The sequence below is a fragment of the Streptomyces sp. ADMS genome (genome assembly GCF_033441795.1).
Lineage (GTDB): Bacteria > Actinomycetota > Actinomycetes > Streptomycetales > Streptomycetaceae > Streptomyces.
Genome location: NZ_JAVFVX010000028.1, coordinates 74761 through 78531, shown reverse-complemented (window position 1 = coordinate 78531; position 3771 = coordinate 74761). Strand labels below are relative to the sequence as shown.

General features: G+C 71.7%; 2 protein-coding genes and 2 pseudogenes. 2 read left to right on the top strand and 2 right to left on the bottom strand.

Annotation, left to right across the window (positions count from 1 at the left end; translation table 11 throughout):
• A partial coding sequence (locus tag RB628_RS15045; protein ID WP_318320913.1) for a sulfate adenylyltransferase subunit 1 occupies positions 1–983 on the top strand: 983 nt, incomplete at its 5' end.
• On the opposite strand, the pseudogene RB628_RS15040 reads toward RB628_RS15045, so the two are convergent.
• Together RB628_RS15040 and RB628_RS15035 are read right to left on the bottom strand one after the other, a co-directional pair.
• Positions 967–2102 (bottom strand): annotated as a pseudogene (locus RB628_RS15040) (bifunctional salicylyl-CoA 5-hydroxylase/oxidoreductase); the annotation flags it as partial. The gene RB628_RS15045 and the pseudogene RB628_RS15040 overlap by 17 nt on opposite strands.
• A pseudogene (locus tag RB628_RS15035) lies at positions 2090–2634 on the bottom strand (enoyl-CoA hydratase-related protein); the annotation flags it as partial. The pseudogenes RB628_RS15035 and RB628_RS15040, both read right to left, overlap by 13 nt.
• Before the next feature lie 294 nt (positions 2635–2928).
• Here RB628_RS15035 and RB628_RS15030 point away from each other — a divergent pair.
• Positions 2929–3381 (top strand): ATP-binding protein, encoded by a 453-nt coding sequence (locus RB628_RS15030; RefSeq protein ID WP_318320912.1) that lies wholly within the window; start codon positions 2929–2931, stop codon positions 3379–3381.
• The last annotated feature ends 390 nt before the right edge of the window (positions 3382–3771 follow it).

Here is a 3771-nt window from a genome sequence, read left to right as displayed (position 1 = left end):
GCCGGTTCATCCTCGCCGACACCCCCGGCCATGTGCAGTACACCCGCAACATGGTCACCGGCGCCTCCACCGCCGATCTGGCGGTCATCCTCGTCGACGCACGCAACGGTGTGGTCGAGCAGACCCGGCGGCACGCGGCCGTGGCGGCCCTGCTGCGGGTCCCGCACATCGTGCTGGCCGTCAACAAGATGGACCTGGTCGGGTACACGGAGGAACGGTTCGACCGGATCGTGACCCAATTCACCTCGTACGCCGACGAGTTGGGTCTGCCCGGCTGCACCCCGATCCCCGTCTCGGCGCTCGTCGGCGACAACGTGGTGGACCCGTCCACACACATGGACTGGTACGGCGGTCCGGCGCTCCTCGACCATCTGGAGAACGTGCCGGTGGGCGGCGACCCCGCCGACGCCCCGACCCGCTTTCCCGTCCAGTACGTGATCCGGCACGACGGAGTCCGTCACTACGCCGGGCAGTTGGTGTCCGGTTCACTGAGGGTCGGCGACCGGGTGACCGTGCAGCCGTCCGGGGAGACCTCCGAGATCACCGGTATCGATGTCCTGGGTACGGCTGCCCCGGCCGCGTACGCCCCCCAGTCGATCAGCGTCCGGCTGGCCGACCAGCGCGATGTCTCCCGCGGGGACATGCTCACGGCCGGCGTGGACACCCCCGCGCTCACCCAGGACGTCCACGCGTCCGTCTGCCACCTCACCGACCGCCCGTTGCGCCCCGGCGACCGGGTGCTGGTGAAGCACACGACCCGGACGGTCAAGGCGGTGGTCAAGGACCTGGGCGGGGCAGCCGAGTTGGCGGCGAACGACCTGGGCCGCATCACCCTGCGCACCGCCGAGCCACTCGCTCTCGACGACTACGCGGTGTCTCGTCGCACGGGCGCGTTCCTGCTGGTCGACCCGGCGGACGGCTCGACGCTGACGGCAGGGATGGCTGAGGTAGCGGCTGAAAGAGAGGTCAACTTCCCAGTATGAGCCGGGGTTTGGGGGCGTCCGTGCGCCCGGTGCGGGGGCGTCGGGCGCCCGCGCGGTACGGCGTCGGCCAGACGGCGCCCGGACCCTCGTACCCCTGCTCGGCCGCCGCGTGCAGGGTCCAGTTCGGGTCGTGGAGATGCGGGCGGGCCAGCGCGCACAGGTCTGTACGGCCCGCCAGTATCAGGGAGTTGACGTCGTCCCAGGAGGAGATCGCGCCGACGGCGATCACCGGGACGCCGGCCTCGTGGCGGATCCGGTCCACGAACGGGGTCTGGTACGAACGGCCGTACTCCGGACGCTCGTCGGCCACCACCTGGCCGGTCGACACGTCGATCGCGTCGGCGCCGTGGGCGACGAAGGCACGCGAGATCTCGACGGCGTCCTCGGCCGTCGTACCGCCGTCGGCCCAGTCCGTGGCCGAGACACGGACGGTCATGGGGCGCTCGGCCGGCCACACCTCCCGTACGGCGTCGAAGACTTCGAGGGGAAATCGGAGACGGGCGGCGAGCGGGCCGCCGTACACGTCCGTGCGGCGGTTGGTGAGCGGGGAGAGGAAGCCGGAGAGCAAGTAGCCGTGCGCGCAGTGGGGTTCGAGGAGGTCGAAGTCCGCATCAGCTGCTCTCTGGGCGGCTGTCGTGAACTGGTCGCGGATCGTGGCGAGCTGGGCGCTCGTCAGTTCGTGCGGGGTCTGGCTGCCGGTCCGGTACGGGAGCGGAGAGGCGGCGACCAGCGGCCAGTTGCCCTGCTCCAGCGGTTCGTCGATGCCCTCCCACATCAGCTTCGTCGATCCCTTGCGGCCGGCGTGACCGAGCTGGATGCCGAGGGCGGCGCCCGGGGCCTGGGAGTGCGCGAAGGCGGTGATGCGCTGCCAGGCCTCGGCCTGCCGGTCCGTGTAGAGGCCGGCGCAGCCCGGGGTGATGCGTCCCTCGGCGCTGACGCACACCATCTCGGACATCACCAGCCGGCGCCCCCCAGCGCTCTCGCGCCCAGGTGGACGAGGTGGAAGTCGCCGGGGACGCCGTCGGTGGCCGAGTACATGTCCATGGGGGACACGACGACGCGGTTGCGGAGGGTCAGTCCGCGCAGCCGGAAGGGCGTGAACATCGGCGGGGTGCCGGGCCGAGCATCAGCAGGCGGGTCGCGTGGCCGAGTCCGACGACCCGCGGCAGCAGATAGGCGGCGCCCATGTCGCCGCCGGAGAGGCCGACCCGGGTGAAGAGGAACGCGAAGCGCGCGGAGGGGTCGGCGACACGGAAGTCGGCGGCCAGCGCGAGCACCGCTCCGGCACCGGCCGCCACGCCGTGCACCGCCGCGATCACCGGGAACGGGCACTCCCGTACCGCCCGCACAACCTGCCCTGTCATCCGGTTGAAGTCGAGCAGCTGGGCGGTGTCCATGGACAGGGTGGCGCCGATGATCTCGTCGACGTCGCCGCCGGAGCAGAAGCCGCGGCCTTCTCCGGCCAGCACCAGCGCCCGTACGGACCTCTCCCGGGACAGCTCGGCAAGCAGGTCGCGTAGGCGCCGAAGGTGAGGGCGTTGAGTTTCTCGGGGCGGGCGAGCGTGACGGTGGCCACGCCGGTGGGGGTGAGGTCGAGGCGGAGGTGGTGCCAGGTGGAGGTGCGGGGGGGCGAGCCGGTGAAGGGACTCATGCGCGGCCTCCTCGTCGAGCGGGGACAGCGTGGAGCGCGAGGGCTGCTCCACGAAGTTATCACCGATCCATGACTGTCGTCACAAGTGCGCGATAGGGCACCCTGTTCCGGTGATCCGGTCCCGTCACGAGGCGTCAATAGCGCGGTAACAGTGGGAGTGGCCGTGGGAGCCGGGCCGTTGGTCTGGGTAAGCCGAACGGTGAGCGGGGCCGAAGGTCCCGCGCGGCGCCCGACCAGTGCCCCTGTCGGACCTCGCCGTACCATTCCCCTGTTGAAGGCAGGACAGCCTGCTCCATGAACGGAACCGCCGTGCAAGACACCCCCGCCCCCGCCTCCTGGCGTATCGCCCTGCCGCACACCGCCGCGGCAGTGCCTGTCGCCCGCGCGCTGGTACGCACGGCTCTGGCCGAGCTGGAGCATGCTGCGGCGGACTGCGACACTGCGGAACTGCTCACCGCGGAGCTGGTGGCGAACGCCGTGGAGCACACGGCCGGGGACGCGCCGATAGAGCTGGTGGTGGAGCTGCTGCCGACCAGCTGCCAGGTCGAGGTGCACGATCCCGACCCGGCGCCGCCGGGCAATCTGACGCGGCCGCTGTCGGAGGAGCCGGACCCCTGGCAGGAGCATGGCCGGGGGTTGCTGCTGATCCGAACGCTGAGTTCGTCGTGCGGGCACCGGGCCACGGACTCGGGCAAGGCGGTGTGGTTCCGGGTACCGGTCGTGCCGGCGCAGTGGCGTAGGCCGTAGGGTTTCCGCCCCCACCCGTCCCGTCCTCGGTGGGTGCTGCCCCCGAACCCCCGCTCCTCAAACGCCGGAGATGGTCTTCAACGCCGACTACCCGACCCGTCCGGCGTTGCGAACACGAGGGCTGTCCAGCCCGACACTGCCTCCCGCCCGCCCCCACCGCACCCACAGCCCAGGCCCCGACATCTCAGCCCGTCCGGCGTTCCGAGAGCGAGCCCCCTCCAGCCCACCCCTCTCCCCCACCGCATCCACCGCCCAGGCCTGGCATCTCAGCCGTCCGGCGTTTGAGGACAGGGCCCGTTCAGGGCCGCAGGGGGGCCTGGGGGCGCAGGGGGGCCTGGGGGCGCAGGGGGGTTTGGGGGCGCAGGGGGGTTTGGGGGCGCAGGGGGGTTT